This is a genomic window from Streptomyces odontotermitis, assembly GCF_050510915.1.
In the GTDB taxonomy this organism is placed as follows: Bacteria; Actinomycetota; Actinomycetes; order Streptomycetales; family Streptomycetaceae; genus Streptomyces.
Genome location: NZ_JBNJLS010000002.1, coordinates 877,235 through 903,216, shown reverse-complemented (window position 1 = coordinate 903,216; position 25,982 = coordinate 877,235). Strand labels below are relative to the sequence as shown.

Annotated in this window: 12 protein-coding genes; 6 read left to right on the top strand and 6 right to left on the bottom strand. The window is 67.0% G+C overall.

What is annotated here, in order from left to right; genetic code table 11:
- Nucleotides 1-220 precede the first annotated feature (220 nt).
- Complete coding sequence (locus ACQB60_RS10215) at nucleotides 221-547, top strand: cold-shock protein (protein ID WP_496925526.1); 327 nt, start codon at nucleotides 221-223, stop codon at nucleotides 545-547.
- 774 nt (nucleotides 548-1,321) lie between these two features.
- Nucleotides 1,322-3,457 (top strand): TNT domain-containing protein, encoded by a 2,136-nt coding sequence (locus ACQB60_RS10210; RefSeq protein WP_496925525.1) that lies wholly within the window; start codon nucleotides 1,322-1,324, stop codon nucleotides 3,455-3,457.
- A gap of 180 nt (nucleotides 3,458-3,637) precedes the next feature.
- On the opposite strand, the gene ACQB60_RS10205 is transcribed toward ACQB60_RS10210, so the two are convergent.
- The 6 genes from ACQB60_RS10205 to ACQB60_RS10180 form a co-directional block, all read right to left on the bottom strand.
- On the bottom strand, nucleotides 3,638-4,078 hold the full coding sequence (locus ACQB60_RS10205) for an Imm63 family immunity protein (RefSeq protein WP_496925524.1): 441 nt from the start codon (nucleotides 4,076-4,078) through the stop codon (nucleotides 3,638-3,640).
- Nucleotides 4,079-4,369: 291 nt separating this feature from the next.
- Nucleotides 4,370-6,592, bottom strand: a complete 2,223-nt coding sequence (locus ACQB60_RS10200) for a trypsin-like serine protease (RefSeq protein WP_496925523.1) — start codon at nucleotides 6,590-6,592, stop codon at nucleotides 4,370-4,372.
- A gap of 90 nt (nucleotides 6,593-6,682) precedes the next feature.
- Entirely contained in the window at nucleotides 6,683-7,219 is a 537-nt protein-coding gene (locus ACQB60_RS10195; RefSeq protein ID WP_496925522.1) for a hypothetical protein, read from the bottom strand.
- Between the two features lie 89 nt (nucleotides 7,220-7,308).
- Nucleotides 7,309-7,713: a hypothetical protein gene (locus tag ACQB60_RS10190; protein ID WP_496925521.1), complete on the bottom strand. Its 405-nt coding sequence runs from the start codon at nucleotides 7,711-7,713 to the stop codon at nucleotides 7,309-7,311.
- A 55-nt stretch (nucleotides 7,714-7,768) separates the two neighbouring features.
- On the bottom strand, nucleotides 7,769-8,170 hold the full coding sequence (locus tag ACQB60_RS10185) for a hypothetical protein (protein WP_496925520.1): 402 nt from the start codon (nucleotides 8,168-8,170) through the stop codon (nucleotides 7,769-7,771).
- 95 nt (nucleotides 8,171-8,265) lie between these two features.
- Complete coding sequence (locus ACQB60_RS10180) at nucleotides 8,266-11,658, bottom strand: ALF repeat-containing protein (protein WP_496925519.1); 3,393 nt, start codon at nucleotides 11,656-11,658, stop codon at nucleotides 8,266-8,268.
- Between the two features lie 1,488 nt (nucleotides 11,659-13,146).
- On the opposite strand from ACQB60_RS10180, the gene ACQB60_RS10175 reads away from it, so the two are divergent.
- The 4 genes from ACQB60_RS10175 (at nucleotide 13,147) to ACQB60_RS10160 (ending at nucleotide 25,004) form a co-directional block, all read left to right on the top strand.
- Nucleotides 13,147-16,752 carry a laminin G domain-containing protein gene (locus ACQB60_RS10175; RefSeq protein WP_496925518.1) on the top strand — a complete coding sequence of 1,202 codons (3,606 nt, stop codon included), beginning with the start codon at nucleotides 13,147-13,149 and terminating at the stop codon, nucleotides 16,750-16,752.
- A gap of 121 nt (nucleotides 16,753-16,873) precedes the next feature.
- On the top strand, nucleotides 16,874-23,353 hold the full coding sequence (locus ACQB60_RS10170; RefSeq protein WP_496925517.1) for an RHS repeat domain-containing protein: 6,480 nt from the start codon (nucleotides 16,874-16,876) through the stop codon (nucleotides 23,351-23,353).
- The gene (locus tag ACQB60_RS10165; RefSeq protein ID WP_496925516.1) at nucleotides 23,354-24,070 is read left to right on the top strand and encodes a hypothetical protein; all 717 of its coding nucleotides are present in this window, start codon (nucleotides 23,354-23,356) and stop codon (nucleotides 24,068-24,070) included. It begins immediately after the preceding gene.
- 313 nt (nucleotides 24,071-24,383) lie between these two features.
- On the top strand, nucleotides 24,384-25,004 hold the full coding sequence (locus tag ACQB60_RS10160; protein WP_496925515.1) for a hypothetical protein: 621 nt from the start codon (nucleotides 24,384-24,386) through the stop codon (nucleotides 25,002-25,004).
- Nucleotides 25,005-25,982 lie beyond the last annotated feature (978 nt).

Below are 25,982 nucleotides of genomic sequence, written 5' to 3'. Positions count from 1 at the left end.
AGACATCGGGCACTTGCGTCCCGAGCACTCCACACCAGCGTGAACACAGCGGCAATTGTCCAAAGGGGCAAGTGAGCGCAGTGCTGAGTGCGGGTAACGACCAGTCAGTGGTCGTACAGCAAAGGGTCGTTGGCACTCCCGCCGACCCACGGCCAGAATGCGCACGCCATTCAGACGATCATGCGGATGCACCGCAGGAGGAGCCATCAGCAGTCACCCGGTGCGCGGCACCGTCCAGTCATGGGACGACGAATTCGGCTGGGGCGTACTGACCTCGCCCGCAGTGCCGGGTGAGATCTGGGCACACTTCTCGGCCCTGCGCACGGACCCCGGCGCGTTCGCCTCCCTGACGCCCGGCGAGGCCGTCCTCTTCACCTGGGAGGAAGCCGAGCAGGACGGCTACCGCTATCGCGCGCTGCGCGTGGGGCGGCCCGGTGGCCCGGAGGTGGACTGGGACGACGATGAGGACGACGAGGACGACGAGGCCGACGACGGTGACGAAATGGACTGGGGGCCCGATGTCCGCATTGAATTCGATCGCGAGTGAGGACCGGTCCCGGTCGGGGCGCCGCCCCGGGGAGTCGCACCGCGAACGTGCCCATTGACTCTCGGTCGTTCAGTTCATGCGGCCGTGGCTTTCGGCGCCTCCGGCTCCGGTAGGTAGGAGCGGGCGGAAGCGGTGGCGTGGCGAGCAAACGGGCACAGACCGCAGAACCCCGTAGGTCAAGCAAACCGCGCGCACAACGCAAACCAAGCAAGTCACGCTCAAGTACCTCAAGTACCTCAAGTACCTCAAGTGCCTTAAGCAGCCCAAGTGGACCTTGATGAGGCAGCCGATGAGATATTGGCGAAAGCGTCCACATCGCACATTCCGAATCAAGCAGTCGTGGCGGGAATAGGCGACTGAACGCCGCAGGATTTGCATATCAGGCAACAAGGGTGAACCAGGTTAATGGTGATCAACCCCTTTGGTAGCCAGGGGAGTTGGCGAGTTGATGCATTGTGACCCGGTTCACGCAGCCGAAACTGCATTGGTCCAGACCAACGGGTAGAGTCCCGTGATCTGTGCGGGGGATAAGTTCCGCATCAAGATCAAGCGAACTGGACCACAGTGAAAAGCTCCATATCTAGACGTTCTCCCAGAAAGAGAGCATCTTTCGTCGCCGGGGCCATCGCCCTGGCGACACTCTTCGGCTCCGCAGCGGCCAACGCCGCCGCCCTCGACGACCCGCGGACCACCACCGCAGCCACCGGTGAGCGGTCGTCGGCCACCACTCCCACCGCTCCCGCCGACGAGCGGCCCTCAGCAACACCACCCCACGTGTTCGATGGACGTGCGACGGCCCAGGCGTTCGGCGCCCCGAGCGCCGCAGCCAGCGCCAACCGCGCGCCGAACACCCCCAAAGCACCCGAAGTCGGCCCGCCCTTCAAGCAGGCATCCGGCGTATGGCAGACCAATACGCTGACCCCCACCCTCCGCAACACCGTGGTGGACCCGGACAAGGACAAGACGACCAGCACCTTCGAGGTGTGGACCGTCAAGGCGGACGGCACCGCCGGGTCCAAGGTGAACCTCACCGACGACAACAAGTTCGACGTGCTCGTCTCCGGATACGTCGCCTCCGGCACGCCGGCCTCCGTCACCGTCTCGAAGGGGAAGCTGAAGGACGGCTGGACCTATCTCGTCCGCTCCTCGGCCTACGACGGCAGCGCGTACGAGGCGGACTGGTCCCCGTGGTCGAAGTTCAAGGTGGACGCGCCGGATGACCGTCCGGTGGCGCCCTCCCGCGTGGCGAACAACGGCAAGCCCGGCGAGTTCACCGTCACTCTGCCCGCCGGCCACAAGGCACGCTGGGTGGAGTGGCAGCTGGACAACGGGGCGTGGAAGCGGGTGGACGCGGCCGGCAAGACGTCGGTGACCGTCGACACCGGCCTGCGAGCCGGCGGCGCCCCCGTCACGGCCTCCCACACCCTCAACGTCCGCACCGCGCACGACACCGGGACCTCCGACACCGTTCCGGTCAAGTTCACCGGCAACGGCTCCGACGACAACGGCGACCCGCGCGATGACGTGCCCGCCGATGTGAAGGCGAAGTGGCAGCAGCTCGCCAAGGAAGCCCTGGCGAGCTACGACCGCGAGCAGGCCAGGATCGCCGACACCAAGGCCCACGGCCTCACCGACAAGGACGGCGAGACCGACGGCGGAGCCGCCTCCGCACTGAGGCAGCTGAAGCGGGACCACATCGCCCTGCCGGACAACGGCTACTACGGCGTGCCGCGCGAGTTCATGGCCGCCCGCGTGTACGACGACCGCACCCCGAACAACAACCCCACCGTCTCGACGGTCGGCGGGTGTGAGGGTGCCCTGCACTGCACGCAGAAGTTCCGTCTCGACTACGTGCTGAGCGTCGACACGTTCTACTGCACCGCCGCCGACGTCCCGGCGGACATCGGCAGCAAGTGCCCCGAGAAGGACATCCGTTGGACCGGATTCCACTCGGAGTCGCAGACCGAGGAGTTCACCCGCGAGTACAACCGCATCACTGACGGCTGGGACAAGTTCATCGGCCAGATGCTCGGGGACCTCCCGAAGACGTTCATGCAGTGCGTCTCCGGCGACACCTCCGGCGGCGAGCCGCCCGTCGTCGCCGCCCCGCCCGTCGCCGCCGCCCCGCCGTACGCCCGGGCCACCGCCGAGCAGTGCGCCGACACCGGCATGCAGCTGGGCTCGCTGGTCACGCTGGGCCGGATCGGCAGCTCCGCGAAGGTCGTCTCCGACCCCCTCGTCGAGGTCAACTTCACGGCCGCACAGATCTCCAAGGCCAAGATTGCCCTGAAGGACCTCAAGGCCGGCGTGGCCACCAACCAGTACTCCAAGGCTCTGGCGTCGATCATCGACGCCGCTGTCGCGGCCGACAAGACCGGCGGCCTCTCGTTCACCTTCAAGCAGGTCGTCGACCTGCCGAAGATCACCGAGAACATGCGGCCCGAGCCCAAGCAGCTGATGGCCGGATACAAGCCGCTGGGCAACCTGACCATCGAGGAGTGGTTCCACCGGTACTGGAACGCGAAGGAAGGCTGGTTCGCGTACCCGCCGCGAGACGGCTTCGAGGGTGCGTCCAAGGCGCACTTCCCGAAGGTCGGCGATCACATGGACCGCTTCGGCTCGCCGAAGGGCGGCTTCCTCGCGCCCAGGGACGGCACCCCCTACACCGAGCGGGCCCTGCCCCCGTCCAACGTCAACGCCGATGCCAGCGCGATGGGCCCCGGATACCACGCGTACAGGTGGTCCAGGGACTGGGGACCGGCGGAAGTGGAGAAGTACGGCAACATCCAGGGCGGGAAGATCGCACCGTGGTTCGGGCAGCCGGGCGGCGGCACGCAATACCTGCTGCCCAAGGGCATCGACGTCCAGTGGCTCCTGGACAACAAGTACATCGTGGAAGTGACGGGCTAAGGCACAGCCTGTAACTCGTAACTCGTAACTCGTAACTCGTGACTCGTGACTCGTCCGATTCCTGTGCTCGGCCGGTGTCGGCGTCCGTGTGACGGACAGACGGCATCGGTCCGGGGTCAGGGTTGCGGGGCCCGAGTCCGGTGGGAGGGGATTGCTTCGGCGCCCCTCCCACTTCCGCGTTCAGGGGCCGACAGGATGGCGGTCGACGTCTTGCAGGCTGAGGCCGGAGAACCGCGTCTCGACGGTGGCGCGGAATCGCTCCGCCCAGACCGGGTTGACGGTGTTCAGCAGCTGCAGCTGTTTGGCGACCCACGCGATACGGGAGTCGAAGTCCGGGTCCTCGACCGACCCTGTGCGGTTGTTGAGTTCCCAGCCTCGGGCCAGGCTGGACGTTGCTTCCTCGGCGAGCTGATAGAGGAAGGCGTCGAGGTCGGTGTAGGTGGCGATGAGATCCACGTGCGCGCGTTCCCGCACGAGGTAGTGGACCTTCCCGTCCCGCAGCTCGGCGTAGGGCCATCCGTCGAGGGGCGGGTGGAAGGGGATCACGGTGTCCGGGGAGACATGTAGCGCGGCGGCGATGGCACGGGCGCCGGCGACAATCTCCGCCTCAGTAATAGTCATGGCGACTATTATACGGGTCTGGTAGCCCGTTCAGCGCCTTGTTCCCCTGCTCCAGAGCCTCGGCGTAGACAACGTGGTCTCCGCTCTCCTCGGCGAGGTAGCGGATGACGATCATGGCGACGGGTTGGACACCGAGGGTGGGGGCGATCTCCCGCAGGTCGGCGTTCGCTTCCGTGCCGACCTTCGCTTGCCTACCGACCCCGAACACCCGGACCCCGGCTCGGAGTTGCATCGAGCCGGAGTCCGGGCGCTGTCATGAAAAGGGGGGGAACTACTGGGACAGGGAAGGAACTACTGCACGCTGGTCCCGAAGCGGGAGCCCTCGTTGGGGATGCCGTCCTTGCCCGGCTGGAACACCGTCGTCGGCTGCGACGGACCGCCGGTCAGCGTGGTCCACGGGATGGAGTAGACCGCGCCCTTTGCGGCCGGGCCGAACGGGGTGCCGATGTAGAGGTTGGTCGGCGTGGCCGTGAGTGTCGTACCGAGGTACTGGTTGGTCTTCTTCGGGCCGGGGATGCCGTTGCTGCCGATCTCGATCCAGCGGTCGCCGTCGCCGGGCTTGCCGATGGCCGAATAGGTCTGCACCGCACCGGTGTTGCTGATGCCCTCCAGGTCCTCGCCGGGCGAACCGACCGCAAGGACCAGGTCGAAGCGGCCCGGCACCTTGCCCGGGGCGCGGTTGGAGATCGCGACGCGCTCACCGAAGTGGTCGTAGGGCTCGGAGCCGCCCGCGGTGTCGGCCTCGTTCTGGTTGACCGTGTTCATCTGCGAGACCGAGGCCAGCTGGCTGCCGCTGCCGTCGGCGGCGAGGCTCAGGATGTGGGTGTGTCCCGCCTCCTTCTTCTCGGCGCCGCCGCCCGGGGGCATGATGCCCTCGCCCGGGGAGCCGACGGCGAGAGCGGACGACGTGGCCGTCTTCTCACCGTCGCCCCGGTACGCGGTCATGGACAGGGAGAAGCCGAACTTGTCGCCCGCCTCGGCGCCGCCGGAGACATAGCCCTTGTCCTGGTTGATGCTCGCCGTGTACGTGGGCTTGACCCCGGGCTTGTCCGGGTGGCGCAGCACACTCACGTTGCCGGCGTTGGCCTTCTTCCCGATGGACTCGCCGGGGGCGCCGATGGCGATGTAGTTGGCGTCCGACGCGACCGACCATCCGTGCTGGTCACCGGCCTCGACGGCGCCCGCGGCCCCGCCGTTGCCCTGCGTGATGGCGAAGCTGGTGTTGCCGGTGATGTACACGGACGAACCGGCGTCCTTGACCGAGCCGATGGACTCGCCGGGCGTGCCCGCGAAGATGAACGGGTTGCCGGAGCGGGTGATCCCGGCCGTCACCGAGTAGCCGAGCCTGTCCCCGGCTTCGGCGGCGAAGCTCTTCAGGGCGCCGGTGCCCTCGCCCTGCTCGAAGTTGGTCGATGCCCTGCCCTTGCCGAGGCCGGTGGAGGAGCCGTAGATCACGGACACCATGCCGGAGTCGGCCTGACCCTTGAGGTCCTCGTAAGGAATGCCGACGACCAGGTCGGTGTAGCCGTCCTTGTTGTAGTCGACGGTGGCCAGGGCGTGCCCGAACCGGTCGTTCGCCTCGGCGCCGCCGGGCACGAAGGACAGGCTCTGGTCGATCTGCGCGCTGCCCTTGCCGCCGCCGTAGACGACGCTCACGGAACCAGCCTGCTTGTGGCCGCCGACCGTGTTGTACGGGTCGCCGACGGCGATGTCCTCGACCCCGTCGCCGTTGAAGTCGACGAAGCCGGCCTGGCCGGTCTGCTCGCCGACCCAGGCGGCCAGGTCGTCGGCGCGCGATGCGACCGCCTTGGTGGACTTCTGGGCGGGGTCGGTGCCGAAGCAGCCCGCCTGGTCGGAGCGGGAGGCGAGGGCGGCGATCTGCGGACGGTCCTCGCTGCCCATGGCCAGCGGCGCGCCTGCGTCACCCGCGCAGATCGCCTCCCCCTTCTCGCCGGTCAGCTGCACGTCGGTGCCCTTGGCGGCGGCCGCGGTGAACGTGCCGTGGTGCAGGTCAAGCGGCGACCAGTCGGTCTTGGTGCGGCCGTAGCCGGTGGCGGTCAGGCTCTGGCCCGCCTCCACCGGGCCGGACGCGAGGGTGACCGGGGTGACATTGGTGACCGGCGCCGACAGCTTGGCCAGGGCCACATCGCGGTCGCCGCGGGGGATCAGCTTGACGACCTCGCGCTCGGACCCGGCCTTGCCGGTCAGGTCGGTGCGCCCGATGACGGCCTTGGTGGGCTTCTTGGGGGCGCCTTCGGGGACGTCGACCGAGGCGGCGGGGCGCTCCGCGAAGCAGGACTTGGCGGTCAGCAGCCACTGCGGGGCGACCAGGGCACCGGTGCAGGCGCGGTCGCCGCGCCCGATGTCCAGGCGCGCGGTGTAGGCGCGCAGATTGTTGGGCTCCTTGTCGCCGGTGACGGCGTGGGCGGGGGCTCCGGCGGCGAGGGGAGTGGCGACGACGGCAGCCGCGATCAGGGCGGCAAGTCCGTTGCGTCGGAGGGGAGTTGACTTCATGGGGTGTGCGTACTCCGGCGAGCAGGGGTTACGTGTTACGTGGGTGCGAGCGAGCGCTCCGTACGAGCAAGGGCTACGTACGGGCAAGGGCTACTTGGAGGTGCGGATCTCCAGGAGGATGTGTTCGCGACCGTTCGGGTCGGCCGTCTCACCGACCGGCTTGAAGCTGTTCTTGCCGACCGCGACGTCGGTGTTCTTGCCCTCGGCGCTCAGCTTGAGGTCGGCGTCCATGGCGGAGGTCTTCACGCCGTAGACGGCCGGGATCTCCATGGTGAGATGGCCGGACGTGCCGGTGGTGCGGAAGCAGATGCTGTCGTCCTTGCGCGAGTAGATCTCCATCAGGCCGCTCGCGGAGCCGCACTCGGCGAGCGTGATGTGACCGTCGCCGCGCTTGAGAACGATGCCCTTGTCCTTCAGGATCCGGTCGGCGCCGGGGTAGTTGAAGTCCTCGACCACGTAGCCGGGTTCCTTGTCGGCGGCCGCGACCGCCCTGGCCCCGTCCGCCTGGGGCCCGGCCGTGGTGTCCGTGGCGCCGCCCGAGGGGAGCAGGGCGGCGACCGTGACCGCGGTGGCTCCGGCTGCCGTGGCCGCGCCGATGACGCAGGTCCTCCGTATGCGAGTCAGCAAAGCGATGTCCTTTCGTAGGAGAGCAGGGGAAAATTTCGGGAAATGGGCAGGGAGAAGCCCGGAAGGTTGTTCGGCGGGGAAGAGGAGCCTCAGCCGATCAGTAAGTTCCTGAGCATGAAGGCCAGTACAGCGGCAATTCCCAAGAGCACGAAGACCACGACCATGTACAGCATCGACGGCTGTTCCATCGGCTTACCCGCTGCCTGGAGTTCTTCGTTCCTCTTGATCTGAGGGCGGCCCAGAACGATCAGCAGTGCCAGACCGGCCGTGACCCATACGAACATCTCCAGTGACTCGGCCAACCCGTAGCCGCGTGTTGCAGCACTCACGGTGAGTCCGAGCGCCGCGATACCGGAAGGGACAATGAAGAAGAGGGGGATGACCGCCTTCTTCCTTGCCTTCCGGATGTACGGCAGCATCGCCGTACCGGGAAGGAAAGAGGAAATGGCCGCGACGACGAACCACTGGCTGGCCGAAAGGCCCGAACCGAACATAAAGCCTTCTGTCAGAGGGGAAGGGGGAATCCGTAACGCGACAGGCGAGGAGTGGTCAGCCGAGCACGTAGTTCCGGATCATGAAGGCGAGGGTGGCAGCAATACCCAGGCATACGAAGACCACCAGCATGTAGAGCCCAGACGGCTTCTCCATTTCCTTGCCGGCTGCCTGAAGCTCCTGATTCCGCTTGATCTGGGGGCGCCCGAGCACGATCAGGAGCGCCAGGCCCCCCATGCACCAGACGTACATCTCGAGGGATTCGGCGAGGCCGTAGTCACGGAGCATCGCGTTGCCGCCGATGCCGATCGTCCCCAGGATGGCGGAAACAGCGAAGTAGAGAGGTAGCGCCACCTTCTTTGCTTTCTGGATGTAAGGCAGCATGGCCAGGCCGGGGAGGAACGTGGAGGCGACCGCGAGAACCCACCACTGGCCGGTGGAAAGACCGGAACCGGACATGAGGAAATCTTCCAACTGGGAATGTGTGGGCGGCGGCTGGGTGCCGCCACCCGTCTCGTTTCAGTGCGCTTGCGCTTCGGCGCTACGACCTTCCCCTACCAGGTCAGCCATCCGATGGTGGTGGTGACGATGCCGCCGGCCGCGTCGCTGATGGCCGTGCCCGCATTCTTGACGCCATCCTTGGCGACCTTGAAGCCGTAGCCGAGCTTGCTGGCGACGGCGCCCTTGCCCATGAAGATGCCGCCGAGCGCGAACATGCCCAGCGACTCCTGGAAGGGCGCGCTCCCCCAACCGCGTCCCTTTCGGTCGTCGAAGCCGTGCGCGAGGACGTTCAACCCCTGTGCCACCCAGGACGCACCGCCCAAGATGGCCCCGGCGCCGAACAGGAAGGGTGCGGCGGGGGCACCGAATCCGGTGACAAGGGCGACACCGCCGGCGCCCATGGCGAGCAGGCTCAGCGTCCCGAGTGCCGTGCTGGCCCGCCCAGTTATGTCCTGCCATTCCTGGGCGGTCTTTCCGAGCCACGTCCCCGGCTCGTCGACTTTGCACTGGTCGTTGGCGGGAGTGTCGGCCGGGTTCTTGTTCTTTTCCTTGGCCTCCTTGGCCTTGCGCACGGCCTCCCTGGCCGCGGCGGCGGCCTCCGCCTTCCGCTTGGCGACGGCGACGCTGCGGGCCTCGCTCGCGGCGACCGCGGCGGCCCGCGCGTCCTTGCCCGCCGCGACGGCGGACGCCCTTGCCCGGGCCGCGGACGCCTGCGCGGAGCCGGCCGACGCGACCGCGCTCCGTGCCGAGTCGTACGCCTGGTTGGCCGCGTAGTTCGCCGTACGAGCGGCGGTACGGGCGGTGGCCGCGGCCTTCTTCGCGGTCTGCGCGGAGCTCTGTGCCCTCTTCGCGGAGGCGTCCGCGTCGGCGGCGTTCTTCCGCGCCTCGTCCGCGGACTTGCCCGCGTCGGCCGCGTAATTCTTGGCCTTGGCCGCCCAGTCCGCCGCCTCCTTCGCCGCGTCCTTGGCCTCCGCGGCCACCTTGGAAGCACGCGCGGCGTCCTCCAGCGCCTTGGCGGCCACCTTCGCCGCATGCGCGATCGAGGCACGGATCGCCGCGACATGGCTGGCGGAGTCGTGGTCGACCCGGGCGATGCTGTGCTGGTCGCGCGCGACGAAGAACCGCCGCATTCGCGCCGGGCCCTCCAGGACCACCTGGCAGGCGGACTTGAGGTTCGGGCCACCCGTGTTCATCAGGCGGAACACCTCGACCTTGTCGTCCTCCTGGAGCGCCTTGCCCAGGCCCGAGGCGAGGAACGTGTCGAGAGCCTCGGCGCTGCCGTCCGAGAGCGCGGCCTCGGCGGCCGCCTTGACGGCCTTGCCGGGCTCCTGCCCGAGGATCTTGAAGACCGCGACGCGGTTGTCGGTGCGGGACGCCTTGATCCGGCCGGTCTTGAGGAACTGGGTGGCGGCGTCCGGGTCGTCGCTGTCGATGGCCTCCCGCGCGGCCTCGGCGACTGCGGCCGGGGCGACTTCGGCGAGGGCGAGGACGCTCTCGCGGTCGTCCTGGCGCTGGGCCGCGAGCCGGTCGGCGTCGACCCAGTTCAGTACGTCGGCGTCGGCACCGGCGAGAGCGAACTCAGCCGCCTCCCTGGTCCACGTGCCGTAACTGTCGAGAAGGCGGGCGGCTGCCTTACGCCCGGTCGCCACGGCCTCGGCCTCGTTCCCTGCCTGCAGGGCCCGCTCGGCCCCGGCGATGAGGTCCTTGGTCTCCTTGCTGGCCTGGTCGGCCAAATCCCGCTGGCGCTCGATGCGGTCGAGGCTCTCGGCTTCCAACCGCGCCTGTTCACGGGCGAGTTCGAGACCGGCCTGTGTGTCCTCCTCGATCCGCTTCGTCTCGGCCTCGCGGGCGGCCTTCTCGACTGCCTGGGCCTCCTTGACCGCGTCCCGCGCGTTCGTGGCCGCCTTGTACGCCTGGTCGGCATAGTGGCCGGAGCGCTTGGCGAACTCGACGGCCTTGCCCGCGTTCTTCGCCGCGTCCTCGGCCGCGTCTGCCGCCTTCTCCGCGTGATCGGCGGCGGAGTCCGCGGCCTTGTGCGCGACGGAAGCAGCGCTGGCGGCCCTGTTGGCCAAAGTCTGGGAGGTGGAGGCGGCGCGAGTGGCGCGCGCGGCCGCGGAGTTGGCCTCGGCGGCGGCCTGCCGAGCCTCGCGGGCTTGCGAGGTGGCGACTCCGGCGGCACTCGCAGCGGCGGCGGAGGCGTTGGCCGCGGCAGCGGCGTTGCGCGCGGCGGAGGCGGCGGCGCCACCCGCGGCGGACGCCTGCCGCGAGGCGGTGGACGCGGCGGCCGCCGCCTTGGCCGCACTACGGGCCTTCTTTGCGGCGTCGCGGGCACCTTCGGCGGCGATACGGGCGGCACGCGCCTGGGAAGCGTCCTTCGACGCAGCGATGGCCGCGCTGTAGGCCCCGGCGGCGGCACGGCCCGCGCTCGCCGCCGCGGCGGCAGCGGCCTGGGCGGCGCGGGTGGCACGGGCGGAGGCCGCCTGCGCGGTCCGCGACGCATAGATGGCGGTGTTCGCAGCGGCGGCAGCTCCCCGCGCGGCCCCGGCAGCCTTACGGGCGGCGCTCGCGGACTTGCTCACGTCCTGCTTGGCGGCCTTGGCCTCCTCGGCCGCCGCCAACGCTGCCTTCTTGGCGCTCTCGGCGGCGGTCTTGGCCTGGTCGGAAGCGGCGACAGCACGCTCCGTCGTCACCTTGGCGCGCTTGCCCTCGCGCTCGACGACGGCCACGAGCTGGTCGATCGTGGCCTTCTCCTCGTCACGGGCGCGGGCGATGTGCTGCCCGGTGACCAGGAACCAGTGGACGGCCTCCGGCGACCCGTCGGCGAGCGCACGCTCGGCGTACTTCTTCACCTCGGGCGAGGCACCGTTCAGGACCTTGAAGACTTCAACCTTCTGGTCCTCGGCATGCGCGGCGTACTGGGTCTCGTTCAAAAACGTGCTCAGGGCTTCACGGGAACCCTCGGCGAGCGCCTTGGACGCCTCGCGCTGCACTCCCTTGCCCCCGGCGTTCATGACGGTGAAGGTCTCAACGCGCAGGTCGGTCACCACCGGCTTCTGCCAGCCACCCGCGAGATACGTGTCGATGGCCTTGTCCCCACCGGACAGGGCGGAGCCCACGCTGTCGGTGACCGACTTCCCGGCGTAGGCGAGGGACTCGAACAAGGCGACCCTGTTGTCCTCGGCACGGGCCTTGTCGAACCCGCCGGTCAGGAAGGCGCTCACGGAGCCGCTCGTCAGCGCGCCGACAGCAGCCTCCTTCACCGCCTTGCCGCCGAGCTTGTACGCCCAGACGGTCCGGCCCCGTTCGGTGTCGGGCAGGCCCGAGTCCTCAGGAATGTCGGGCAGATCGGATGCGCCGGCGGCGTAGGCGCGGCCGCTGCCGATGGCAGGGAGGGCGGCGACGGCTGCGCCAGCACCGATGCTCGCGAGGAGCATGCGTCGGCTCATGGAGATGGCGGTCAAGAAGGTTCTCTTTCCCGAGAGTTCAGAATCCGGAATCACTGCTACTGCTGACTGACACGCCTCACTCGACGAACGACATACAGACACCCCCAGCAACGCCCCGAACTTTCGTTACCCCGCACCCGAGGAGACGGCCGGACACGTGCTCCGGTCGTGAATCCCCGAACCCCCGACCCCCCGAACCCCTCGATTCCCCGCGGCCGCTTCGGCAGCGGCTCGGAATGCGCTCGGCCACTGGGAGGCGACCCCCACGCAGGGGGCAACAGGAAGTCCTGTTGTTAAAGACCTCGCAAAGCGGCTTACCCATGAGAACATTCCAAGATCCACCCAACTCGGGCATATGCCTACGTACTAACCAGTTACGAACTGGTAACCACGGCGCATCAAGGGGGTCTCTACGTGAATCACGCCTATAGGGGGTGAATCGCACGCCCGACTGGAGGAGTGGCTGCTGACCGCTCGGGGAGCCCAACTCCCGTCGACAGTGGCGAATATGACTCAGCGGCTATCCGTCCGCGACGCAAGGGGCCTTTTCTAGGGCTCTTGAATATGTTCCATCGGCCCTATCTCGCAACGCCAATCTTCGTAGAGAGCTACGAAGGGGGTGCGGCGTGCCGACGGCTCGGCTGCGACAGGTCCTTGCGGGCGGATGGGGTGGGTGGGTGGCGTGAGTGGAGCGGCGGCGAAGGTGAGCGTGTACGTGACCGCAAGGCGGAGTTGCCCCGGATGTCCCTAATGCGAGCTAACTCATCTGCGCCCACGGTGATTCGCCGCTCGAATTCCGGCGGGTCACTCATGCCGGTACGCAGAGTGATGGAGCGGCTCGGGTTGCGTGAGGTGGAGGTTCATGTTGCCGCGGATGGTGGCGAGTTTTGGTGCAGACCAGGACGGACTCGCTGTGCCCGCGGTGGATTCGTCGGCTGAACGCCCCTGGGTGGGTGGCAAATTGGCTAATGGGGGCGTCGCGTCCGGCATGGTTGCCCTCGTCTGGGAAGTTTGGCGAGTTCTCGGCCAGTGGGGAGATGTGCTGATCGCGGACCGTTATCGGCAGGGGTGGTGCGGGTGCCGTGGGGGCACTCCGAGTTTCAACAGATTTCATCCAGTTGGCGCTAAACGTGCACACTAAAATGTGTCCCAGTTCACATTGACCCCAGGAACTCCCGAGGCGTTAACTCACCCCGCCTGTGATGGTTCGGTAACTCTGGGGTGGGGACTGTGGAGTTGGGGTCGGGGCACCGCTATGTCGGTGTGCGAAGAACCGGGTCGCGTCGCGTGACCGGTGTGCTGTCCGTGGGAGCAATGCTCCTGTCGCTCTTGCCTGTTGCCGCGTTCGCCGGCTCCGGCGTGGCTCATGCCTCGGCATCCGAGTCCGCCGCCGCGGGGCAGGTGACAGAGGAGTCTGCGTCTGCCCGTGCCGCTGCGTCCGGTGAACCGGTCGAGGTGACCTCGGAACGGACCGAGTACACGACGACCATGGCCAACCCTGACGGCACGTTCGTCCTGACGCAGTCGACGGAACCGCAGCGCGCCCGGGCCAAGGACGGCAGTTGGCGGGACGTCGACGTCACCTTGGAGAAGCGCCCCGATGGGACGGTCGGGCCGAAGGCGGCCGTCGTGGACCTGTCCTTCTCCGGTGGCGGCAGTGGCTCGGGGCTGCTTCGCCTGGGGCGGGACGGACAGGGCGTGAAGCTGGGCTGGCCGACCTCACTGCCCGCCCCGACGCTCGACGGGGCCACCGCCACGTACGCCAATGTGCCGATCAACGGTGTGGACCTGCAGCTCACGGCGACGGCTGAGGGGTATCGAGAGGTCCTCGCCGTACAGACTGCCGAAGCCGCGGCCAGCCCCGAACTGGAGAAGATCAAGCTCACCGCCACGGGCGATGGCCTGAGCCTGGTTCCCGGCGAAGGGGGTGGCCTGCGGGCCGTCGACGCGGACGGCAACCCTTTGTTCCGGGGGCCGGCCGGTCAGATGTGGGACTCCGCGGGAGGAGCCGCGGCGAAGGGCCTCCAGGGAGCGTCGAGGTCTGCGGTGGCGGGGGAGCCGCAGGCTGACTCGGGAACCGGAGAAGGCCCGGGATCGGGCACTGCCGAGGATCCGTCCCAGCCCGGTGAAGGTGATGCCACCGCCGAGTTGCCGGTCACCGTCGGCAAGGGGACCGTCTCCGTGACGCCGGATCTCGATCTGCTGCGCGGCGAGAAGACCGTCTACCCGGTCTACATCGACCCGTCCGTGGGGCTAGGCGTATCGGAATGGACCAAGATCTCCTCGGACGGCGACAAGTTCTGGAAGTTCAGCGAACCCAAGGGCGTTGGCCGCTGCGGTGTCGCGGACGGCTATTACTGCAGCACCGGGGGCTACACGGACCGCATGTACTTCGAGTTCGGGGCATCAAAGCTCGCGGGCAAGCAGGTGCTCGACGCCACGTTCCGTGCGTACGAGACCTGGTCCTTCAACTGCACCCCCTACTGGGTGGACCTCGAGCGCACCGACAACATCTCAGAGGGCACCCGCTGGCCGGGCCCCAAGCAGCTGGACCAGATGGGCGACCGTTACATCTCGGCAGGACGCGGTGACCTGTGCCATCCCGAACAGCCCAACTCCTGGGTCGAGTTCAACGACAACCCGGATGAGAAGGACGAGAACCTCACCTCCACCGTGCGCGCGCTCGCGGACGGGAAGATGTCCCGGCTGACGCTCATGCTGCGGGCCAAGGACGAGGGCGAGCCGCGAGCGTGGAAGCGGTTCGACAACAACGCCGAGCTCAAGGTCTGGTACGTGCACAAGCCGGGGGTGCCCACCTCGGTCGGGGCCATCCCAGGCACGGGCAACAAGGCGTACTGCCGGCCGTCGAAGGATCCTCTGACGGTGACGGTGGACACGCCGACGGTGCAGGCCCGGGTGCAGACCAAGGTCGAGCAGCATCAGGGTGAGGAAGAGGGCTCTCTGCAGGCCGAGTTCGTGATGCAGCGCTCCAGCACGGACACGACGTCGGGCAGTTGGTCCGATGTGTGGAAGGACTACGAGCCGGACTCGGGATGGCATCCGGACGGCACGCTGGAGAAGACGGTCACGTCCAAGCGAGCCGATGGAGGGCTCTACCGATTCAAGGCGCGTACTCAGTCTCACTGGAAGTACAACGGGAGAGACGGCGACCTCTTCTCGCCGTACTCGAACTGGTGCTATCTGCGGATCGACTCCACCGCCCCGAAGGTCCCGACCATCGTCCCCGGCGCCCCGTACACCGAATGCACGACCAACGACTGCGCGGCGGCCGGCGGACCAGGAGAGCCAGGCAGCTTCACCTTCAAGCCGAACGCGGCGGACAAGGACGTGAAGGCGTACCGGTGGCGCCTGCTGACCTCGGACGCCGATGCGACCAAGACCGTGAACGCGGCGACCACCAACGGGCCCGTCACGGCCAAGGACATCAAACCCGGCCTGCCCGGAACACAGACACTGTCGGTGGAAGCGAGCGACCTGAAGCTGGACAAGGACGGACGTAAACGCTGGGGACCGCCCGCCGAGTTCGTCTTCAAGGTGGGCGCGGCATCCGGCTCCACGGGACGATGGCGCTTCGATGACGGCGCCCCGGGCTCGGGCGCGACCGCAGCCAAGGACAGTGGCGAGGTCGGCACACGGCACGACGTCGTCCTGCGCGAGGAGGCCGGCACCGGTTGGTCGACCATGGGCCGACGCGGCGCAGCCGACTACTCGCTACGCCTCAACGACAACATCAGCGACCCCGCCAAGCAGGTCGGCTACGCCTCGACGGACGGCGTCTCGGTGAACTCCCAGGACTCCTTCACCGTGTCCGCGTGGGCCTATCTCAGCGACAACTCAGCGAACCGTACGGTACTTTCGGCGCCGGGGGAGCACGGGTCGGCGTTCACGCTCTACTACTCGTCGGCTGGCAAGAAGTGGGTGTTCAACCGCACCGACCAGGACAAGGACGGGCCGGTCTACATCCGCTCCCTTGCCGATGCGGCCAATCCACCGCTCAAGGTGTGGACCCACCTCACGGGCGTCTTCGACACCCAGGGCGACACGGACAAGAGCAACGACACCATCCAGCTGTTCATCAACGGGCGGCCCCAGGGCAAGCCGGTCGTGCTTGCGGACGAGGCAGCCACGTACACGCCGTGGACGGCCAACCGGAATCTGATGGTCGGGCGCTCGAAGGTGGGCGGCAGCTACGGCGAGTACTTTCTCGGTCGGGTCGATGAGATCGCCACCTGGCAGCGGCCGTTGACTCCCGAGGAGATCCGCCAGGAAGACCGGGTGGAGAAGGACGAGGCGCCGACCAATGAGCTGGTCGCGCACTGGGACGCGACCATTTCCTCCGGCAGCCAGGTCGTCGAGAGTCCGGAGGATCCTGATGATCCGGCCAGTACGTCCTTCCCCTATCACCGGGGCGGGCTGACCCTCTCGGGCTCCGGATCGGGGCTGAAGGGGGAGGACGCGACGGCGCTGGTGCTCGACGGGGCCGCCGGGTACGCCCAGGCAACGGGTCCCGTGGTTGATGAGAGCGGATCGTTCACCGTGTCGGCTCGCGTACGCCTGAACAAGGCGCTCCTGACCGCGAAGCCGGTGGGCTACAAGGGCCTGGTGGCCGCCCAGGCCACCCCGGTGGGCAAGGAATCGTCCTGGTCGGTGTGGATCGAGAAGGCCGAAGCGGACGTCTACCGGTGGAAGTTCGGACGCAGCGCCGTCGATACCAACGGAAAGATCGTGGACACCGCGCTCGCACTGGCCCAAGAGCCCGTGGGCGAGAAGGAATGGGACACCTGGGTCGATGTGACGGGTGTCTTCGACGGCGGACAGGACTTCACCGACTCCGAGGGCACCCAGCAGTTCGGTGTCGCGCAGCTGTACGTCGGTCAGTTCCTGCAACAAGGCGAGGACGACGACGGACTCGCCAGGCCGCAACAAGGCAGCGGAGCCCTCTCGACGGGCCGCGGCTCCACGGGAGGCGTGAGTGGCAACTACCTGCCCGGTGATTTGGCGAAGGTGCGCGTGTGGACCGGGGCGATGACACCGGATCAGGTGAGCAGCCAGATCGCGCAGCCGTCGGTCTAGCCGGAGACCTTGCGGCCTCACCCAGCCCCCACTCCCGCCCTCTCAACTGCTTCTAGCTGACTCTCTACGGCGTGCGGCCATCGAACCGACCTCGGGGTGGCCGCACGCAAGGAGACGCGTGATGAAACTGCTTGCCTTCGGTCTGTCCCGGACAGGTGGCATCAAGAGACCTGCGAGACGTTCATGGCCCCGGCACATCGCCGCGGTCACCGGCCTTGCCCTGCTGCCGGGACTGCTCACCCCCGTGGCGTTCGCCGCGGATACGGATCCATTGGGACGGCCGAAGCTCAAGGCACCGCGCTCCGCGGAGGTCACACCGTTTACCGCGAAGCTCAACAAGAAGAGCGCGGACGTCGTGGCGAAGTCCGCCGCAGCCGACAGAGCAGCGGCCAGGCGCGCCCGCACGGACCAGAACCACTCCGTCACCTGGCCCAAGGGCGGGACAGCAACCCTCACCCTGCCCAAGTCGGGGCAGGCGAAAGCGGATCCAGGTTCGCTGCCGCTCACGCTCACCGCGCCGAAGGCGACCAAGAGCCGGTCGGAGGCGGCCGCCCCCGAGGTGAAGGTGAAGGTCCTCGGCCAGCGTGAAGCCAAGCAGCTGGGCGTCAAGGGCGTCGTGCTCACCGTCACCGGCCCGAAGGCGGGCGGTCGGGCCGAACTCGGCCTCGATTACAGGGCATTCGCCTCGGCCTACGGCGGTGACTGGGCCGGTCGTCTGCAGGCCCTGCGTCTCCCGTCCTGTGCCCTCGACGACCCGGCCAAGGCCCAGTGCCGCACCCGCGACTCGCTCGAGTTCACCAACGACCGCGGCGCCCAGCAGCTGAGCACCTCCCTCTCTCTCGCACCTGCCTCGAAGAGTGAGTCGGCGACCGGAGAAACGATGGTCCTGGCCCTCGCGGCCGGAACCAAGTCCGGTGCCGGCGACTACAAGGCCACTCCACTAGCAGCCTCCTCCACCTGGGAAGCCGGCGGCTCCTCCGGCACCTTCACGTGGTCGTACCCCCTGCGCACCCCGCCGCCCGCTGCGGGCCCCACCCCCGGCCTGGAGATCTCCTACGACTCCGGCGGCGTCGACGGCCGCACCGCCTCCACCAACAACCAGGGCACCGCGATCGGCGAGGGCTTCGACCTCACGTCCTCCTACATCGAGCGCAAGTACGGCTCCTGCGACGACGACGGCCAGGACAAGAAGTACGACCTGTGCTGGAAGTACGACAACGCTTCCCTCGTCCTCAACGGCAAATCCACCGAGATGGTCAAGGACGACACGACCGGAAAGTGGCGGCTGAAGAACGACGATGCCTCGACGGTCACCCACAGCACGGGCGCCGAGAACGGTGACGACAATGGCGAGTACTGGACCGTCACGACGGGCGACGGCACCACGTACACCTTCGGCCTGAACAAGCTGGATGGAGCGGGCTCGGACGACCGCACCGATTCGGTGTGGACGGCGCCGGTCTTCGGCGACGACGAGGGCGAGCCCGGCTATGCCGACGGCACGAGCTTCTCGGGCCGCGACAAGAAGCAGGCATGGCGCTGGAACCTCGACCTCGTCGAGGACACCCACGACAACGCCATGACGTACTGGTACGCGGCCGAGCACAACAACTACGACAAGCTGGGCGACGACAACACCGGCACTGACTACACCCGCGGCGGATACCTCAAGGAGATCCGCTACGGCCAGCGCGCCGGCGCTCTCTTCTCCGCCAAGCCCGCAGCCTCCAACAAGGTCACCTTTGCCTACGCCGAACGCTGCCTGGCCAGCGGTACCGGCTGTGACGCCCTCACCAAGGACAAGCGCGACAACTGGCCGGACGTCCCGTACGACGCCGTATGCAAGGACGGCGACAAGTGCACCGGCAACGTCGGCCCGGCCTTCTTTACCCGCAAGCGCATGACCGGCATCACCACCAAGGCATGGGACGCCGCTGCGGCAACCCCCGACTTCGCGCCCGTGGACACCTGGGAGCTCAAGCAGCTCTACCTCGACCCCGGAGACACCGGAGACACCACCGACCAGTCCCTGTGGCTGGACGAGATCAAGCACACCGGCAAGCGCGGCACCGACCTCGCCCTGGACCCGGTGAAGTTCACCCACGTCTTCCAGCCCAACCGAGTCGACGGCGCGGCCGACGACATCCTCTCCCTGGATAAGCCTCGCCTGCGCACCGTCACCTCGGAGACCGGAGCACAGACGATCGTCTCCTACGCGCCCGCAGAGTGCGTGGCCGGGCAGACCATGCCCAAGGTCGACGAGAACACCAAGCGCTGCTACCCGGTCTACTGGTCACCCAACGGCGAGAAGACCCCGGTCCTCGACTGGTTCCAGAAGTACCCGGTCACCGCGGTCTCCACCACCGACCCGCACGGCGGCTCGGAAGCAGTCGAGCACACCTATCAGTACTCCGGCGGTGGAGCCTGGCACTACAACGACGACCCGCTCACCCCCGCCAAGGAACGCACCTGGTCGATCTGGCGCGGTTACGAGAAGGTCACCCACCTCACCGGTGACAAGGACAGTGCCCAGCTCAAGACGGTCTCCGTCTACATGCGTGGCATGAACGGCGACCGCGTCGCGGGAGCGGACGGTAAGACCCCCGACCCCGACAAGCGCAAGACCGCCAAGGTGCCCGGCATCAAGGCGGCCGACATCACCGACTCCGACCAGTACGCGGGCTTCACCCGCGAAGAGGTCACCTACAACGGCGACAACGAGGTCTCCGGCACCATCAACGACCCCTGGTCAAAGCGGACCGCCACCCAGCACAAGTCCTACGCCGACACCGAGTCCTACTACGTGCGCACCGCCGCCACCCACGCCCGCACCCGCATCACCAGCACCACCACGCCTACTGACCGAGTGCGCACCACCAAGACGACCTACGACGACCACGGCATGGCCGAAACCGTCGAGGACCAAGGCGACGACTCCCTCCCGGACGATGAGACCTGCACTCGCACCTGGTACGCCCGCGACGACGCCAAGGGAATCAACTCGCTGGTCTCCCGCACCCGCAGCGTCGCCAAGACATGCGCCACCAGCGACGCGGCTCTCAACCTGCCCGCTGACTCGGAGAAGCCCGGCGACGTGATCGCCGACACGGCAACCGTCTACGACAACCCGTCAGCCACGAGCTGGTCGGCCTCACAGAAGCCCACCAGGGGCGACGCGACCTGGGTCGGCCGAGCGAAGTCCTACGGTGGCGACAACACACCGGCCTGGCAGAAGACGGCAACTACCACCTACGACACCCTCGGCCGTCCCCTGATCGTCAAGGACACCAACGACCTCACGACAGCCACGACCGCCTACACCCCTGAGGCAGCGGGCCCGCTGACCTCCAGCAGCGTCAGCGATGCCAAGCAGTACAAGACCACCACCGACGTCGACTTCGCCACCGGATCTGCCCTCAAGGCCACCGACCCCAACGGCAAGATCACCGAGAGCACCTACGACAGCCTCGGCCGCGTCACACAGGTCTGGCTGCCCAACCGCCTCCGCGTCCTGAACAAGACGAGCCCCAGCTACGTCTACAACTACAAGGTCACCAGCACCGCCATGCCCTGGGTGTCCACCGGCACCCTCAAGGGCGACGGCTCCGGCTACAACACCACATACGAATTCTTCGACTCGCTCCTGCGCACCCGCCAGACCCAGACCCCGAGCCCCGTCGGCGGCCGACTGATCGGCCTGACGCTCTACGACGACCGCGGCCTCGCGACCAGCACACAGGGCGACATCTGGGACAACACGGCAGTTCCCTCGGGCACCCCCGTGCAGACCGAGGGCAGCCAGGCCCCGACACAGACGGATACCACGTACGACGGTGCGAGCCGCGCGACGAAACAGGTGACGAAGAACTACGGAGTCACCCGCTGGACAACCACCACGACCTACACGGGCGACACCGTCGCCACCAGCGCCCCCGACGGCGGCCAGGCCAGCGCTGAAGTCACGAATGCACGTGGCCAGTTGACGCAGCGTCGCGAATACAGCGGCCCACAGCCAACCGGCGCTGACTACACCAAGACCAAGTACACCTACACGCCTGGTGGTCAGCAGAAGACCATCACGGGCGAAGACGAAGCCCAGTGGTCTTACGCCTACGACCTGTTCGGCCGCCAAACTGCCGGGAGTGACCCCGACAAGGGGACGACCATCACCACGTACGACACCCTCGACCGGCCGACAACAGCTAAGGATGCCGAAGAGAAGAAGCTGCTCTACGGCTATGACGATCTCGGCCGCAAGACCGGCATGTGGCAGACCGAGAAGACGGATACCAACAAGCTGGCCGCCTGGACCTTCGACGGCCTCGCCAAGGGTCAGCAGGACACCGCGGTCCGCTACGAGGGCGGTACAAGCGGTAAGGCATACACGCAGAAGGTCACCCAGTACGACAGCCTCTACCAGGTCATGGGCAGCCAGCTGACACTGCCCGAAGACGACCCCCTGGTACAGGCGGGCATACCCAAAACCCTCTCCTTCTCCACCGGGTACCGCCTCGACGGCACGATCAGTCAGGCATCACAGCCCGCGGTCGCCGGACTGGCCGCGGAAACGGTCAGCTACACCTACAACGCGACCGGCCAGCAACTCACCTTGAAGGGCACTACCGGCTACCTCCTGGGCTCGGTCTACTCACCCCAAGGCGACCTGCGCCAGCTCACCCTGGGCAAGGACGGCACCAGCTCGGCGAAGAAGGCATACCTCAATTACGACTACGAGGCCGGCACGCGCCGTCTGACCCGCTCCTACGTCACCGACGACGTGCACGGCTACATGCCGCAGGAGCTCAAGTTCACCCAGGACGACGCGGGCAACGTCACCTCGATCTTCGACGCCACCACACAAGGCGGCACCAGCAAGCCCGACTACCAGTGCTTCGCCTACGACGGTCACAGCCGCCTCAGCGAAGCCTGGACTCCCAAGACTGCTGACTGCGCGCCGTCCGGCCGCGCGGTGGCGAACATCGACGGCGCGGCCCCGTATTGGACGTCGTACACCTACAACGACGCAGGCCAGCGTAAGACCGAAACCCAGCACAAGGCTTCAGGCAACGACACCACCACCTACGACTACGGCAACACCCCCACCAACCAACCCCACCCGCTCACCAAGACCTCCGGTGCCAAGCCCGGCACCTACGAGTACGACGCGACCGGCAACACCACCAAGCGCCCAGGCCCCAAGTCCCAGCAGACCCTCGCCTGGAACAGCGAAGGAAAGCTGGCCAAGACCCTCGAAGACACCGCGGAGACGAGCTACCTGTATGACGCTGACGGCGAGCTCCTCATCCGCCGAGCCAAGGGCGACGGCGAGACCGTCCTCTACCTTGGCGCTACAGAGGTCCACCTGACAGCCAAGGGCAGCACCAAGACTCTCTCCGGCAGCCGCTATTACACAGCTGGCGGTCAGACGATCGCCGTCCGCACGTCGGCCTCCGGTACCTCCAAGCTCAGCTTCCTGGCCGCCGACCACCACGGCACGTCCAGCCTCTCGCTGGAAGCCGGCACGTACGCCCTCACCAAGCGTTACACCACGCCCTTTGGCGCCTCCCGCGGCCCCGGGGCGGCCACCTGGCCCGACGACAAGGGCTTCCTCGGCAAGCCGGTCGACGACAGCACAGGGCTTACACATGTCGGGGCGCGTGAATATGATCCGGGCGTCGGGCAGTTCATCAGTGTCGATCCGCTCCTGCAAACCGATATCACCCAGTCCCTCAATGGCTACAGCTACGGAGCGCAGAACCCGCTGAGGAACGCCGACCCCAGCGGCCTCGGACTGAAGTGCGGGGGTGATGGCATCCCTTGCCCCAAGCATGGGAACGACGGGCACAAGCCCAACGGCGGCGGTATCGGGCATACGGGTGGAGGGCGGGGAGGCGGAACCGCCAGCGTTGGGAGTTCGGGCACGGTTGGCGGAGGTTGCAACGGGCCCTGCCAATCAGCATTCAGAAGCCTGAAGAAGAAATTCAAGGGAGGGTTGTACAAAGCCATGGCTGTTGAGATGGAGAAATACGTCATGGCCCTTGCTGAGAACACCTCCCCCTGTCAAGAAGGTGCGTCGGTTACGTCAGGATCGGCAGCTGCCTGCGCCGACTTGGCGCGGGTCGGGTCGGAGATGGACATGAACGACGTCGTCAATGACTGGTTGAACGGGGACGGTGCCAGCTATGTGTTTGGGGCAGGTAGCCTGATTACACGGCAACTGGCAAGCAATAAGCACAACAGGAAACTTCTCCAAAGCCTCAGTCGGAAAATTGAAGGATCTGATTTCAAGGTCTCCCCGAAAGAGCTGGGAGGGAAGGCTTCCCGTAGAGACCCCAAGACCAATTTCTTGAAAGACCTCGCAGGCATGACTACCGGGGGGAAGTGGGGAAGTAAGATTCCCGATGCGTGGTTGGGCTCATGGGATGAGGAATACCAGGTGGTCAACGTCGATAGGCGGAAACGCTCCTTCACGGTCGCCTTCGCGGCTTACAATGAGACAGGTCTAGAATCTCTGACTCATGTATTTCCTGACAGGGCGGAAGGGCGCCAGGCGGGGACACTTCGGCAGATGTATTACTGGACGGTTACGGTAGGCGGATAAGTGAGTATTGTGGCCACCCCCGCGGGGTCGAAGATCGGGGACTTTACCCGAATCGCAGACCGGGCATTCCGAGTCCTAGCGCTGCTGGTGTTGACGGCAGGATTTGCGGGGCTGTGCTCTTTCCTCCTGCCCCGTGACGTGAGCACCACCGAGTTCCTGCGCGACGCCCGAAGCGGCGACGTATCTGTTGTCGACGTTGTCGGCTCTGACTCTGGTGACGCCCGTGTTTCCTGGTCGACGGGGTTCCTCCAGGACAAGCAGCTCAGCTATCCGGTCGATGCTCTGGAGCCGGCGAACAAACAGTTCGAGTCTGATATGCGGAAGGAGCTCGGCGCCGAGAGTGGCCAGATCTCCTTCCGGGATCGGGATAAGCTTGGAGAGCTGGGGAGCTTGGACCTCCTGGTGCCAGTCATGTACTGGCGGGTGATGCCGTACCTAGCTATTCCCGTACTGATCTGCTGCGCTGTCGCCTTGATTGGGATGATCTTCCGAACTAAACATAGGGCGACCAGCGTGGGATACTGGCTCATTGCCTCGCTGGTCTTTGGGTTCGGTTTTCCCGCGTACTTTTGGTCCGAGCCTTATCCACTGGTGAGAGTCCGCAAGAAAAGGGCGGCATCTGATGTTCCCACATTGGGTGGCTGGGGGATTGCGGGAAGCGTAGTTACCTGGCTCCTTATTGGAGCCTCTGTGGCCTGTGTCATAGCGCTCAGATAGCCGAGGAATGTTCCATCGAACGAGCTTCAAGGACTTGGGAAGTGATCCTTCGCATTCTTTTCCAGTCATCCCTTGTGGGCTCCGTGACAGCGTTCCTCCTGTGCGTTTCAGCTTGTGGTGTGTATGGGGAATGTAGCCAGAAGTGCCCTCAAGAGTTCACTGCAATGAAGAGGTATCTAATCAACAGGTTCGGATGATGGCGGCCTCGCCATACTTCGGGCCACGTCCCAAGGCTGATCAGCGCTGACATCGATAAACCCTCTTGAAGCGGGAGCCTGGTCCATGCCAGACATCCGGTAAGTACCCTCACCGCATGGGCCTGGACATCACTGTGTTGACCGTCGACTGGGCATGGCTGGCAGAGGCCCCACCTGGCGAGCGGCTGTCACGCCTGAGGAGCGCCTGGTACGACGACGAGACAGGGCTGTGGGAACTCGACGCCACGCCGCAGGACGAGGGGGAGTGGGTGTGGCCGCCGGGGCCCGGCGGCGGCTGCTTCGGCATCTATGAATTCCGGCGCACCCTAGGTTCGTTCAAGGCGCACTTCTGGGCCGGAGAGCGGTGGGAGTCCCTCCGAGCCCATGCCGATCCGCTGATGCGGGTCGAACTGGACTCACTGCTCCGCGGGTTGATCTGGGGTGGGCTGGATGGCGAAGCCGAGCACATTGATTCGGGCCTCTCCAGCGACGACCCTCGCGTCGCCTACGGCCTGCTCGTGGCGAAGACCCCGGACACCACGCGGGAACTTGCGGCGACGTGGGAGCGGGTGCGGCCCCGACTCGGTGAACTGCGTGAGGCTTTCACCGCACACGCTGCCCAACCGGGCGCCTGGATAGGTGACTTCGACGAATTCAGCGACTTGCTGGAAGACTGGGGTCGAGTTCTCACCGAAGCAGCCACGCGTGGCTGGTGTGTTGTCGGGCTGAGCGAGTAGCGGCGAGAAGGTCCCGTCGTCGTCAGGTGTGTTCGACGACAGGTGAGGCCCAGAACCCATGAGCTCTGCCCGCTCACTGCCGTCAACGACGAGTGCCCGCCAGCCCAGTTGGCCTTCCATCCGACTCGTCCGCGGCTCTACGCTCATCCAATACTCGCTAGCTCGCCGCCAGACGCCGGCGCCACCAGCCGGGGGAGACCGTGGACGTCACGACCTTAGCCCTGTTGGGGGCTGCAGGCGGTCTGCTACGGGGCGCCGTGGACTTCTACGCCCGCTTCACGTCCTGGCGAGTCGACCGCCTTGCCCATCGCCAGTCGGTCGCGGCAGGGGCGACGGAGCCAACGCAGGACAACCGCCCGCGCTTCCTCGCCTACTTCGACCCCTCCGTCGATATCGCGGCAGCCCTCGTGCACTGCCTCATGGGCGCCGGTACCGCTGCGCTGTTGGGCGAGACAGGGCAGATCAACGGCGAGTACGCAGCCGTCGTGGTGGGAATGTCGGCGCCCATGCTGCTCACCCAGCTCAGCCGCATCCAGACGGTGAACGAGGCGGTGACCGGCAACCGACAACCAGCTGATGCCGGGGGAGCGGCGGCAGAGGCTGGGACGACTTCACCTACCAGCGCCTTGGGCGCGACGCCGGGAACCGACGAGCCAGAGACTGCCATCCCCCCACCCGCCACCGCACCGAGCGAGCCTCCACCTCGTACACAACCGGCCGCCACAGAACCCGCCGCACCCCTAACCGACCCCGTCCGGCGGGACATGCCCTCGCCGAGACGGCCCGCCAACGCGGGCGCCGAGGCACGTTCGCCCGAGCCGACCCCCGCGGAGCCACCCGTAAATCAACCGCAGCTCTCGGACCCCACGCGCTCTGAGAGCGACGCTTCCCACCCCGCAACCCCGACCGACGGAACGGCACCTGGCCTTGACGGCCCGGGCAGGCCACGATGGCGCCAGGGCCCCGCGATCGGGGAGG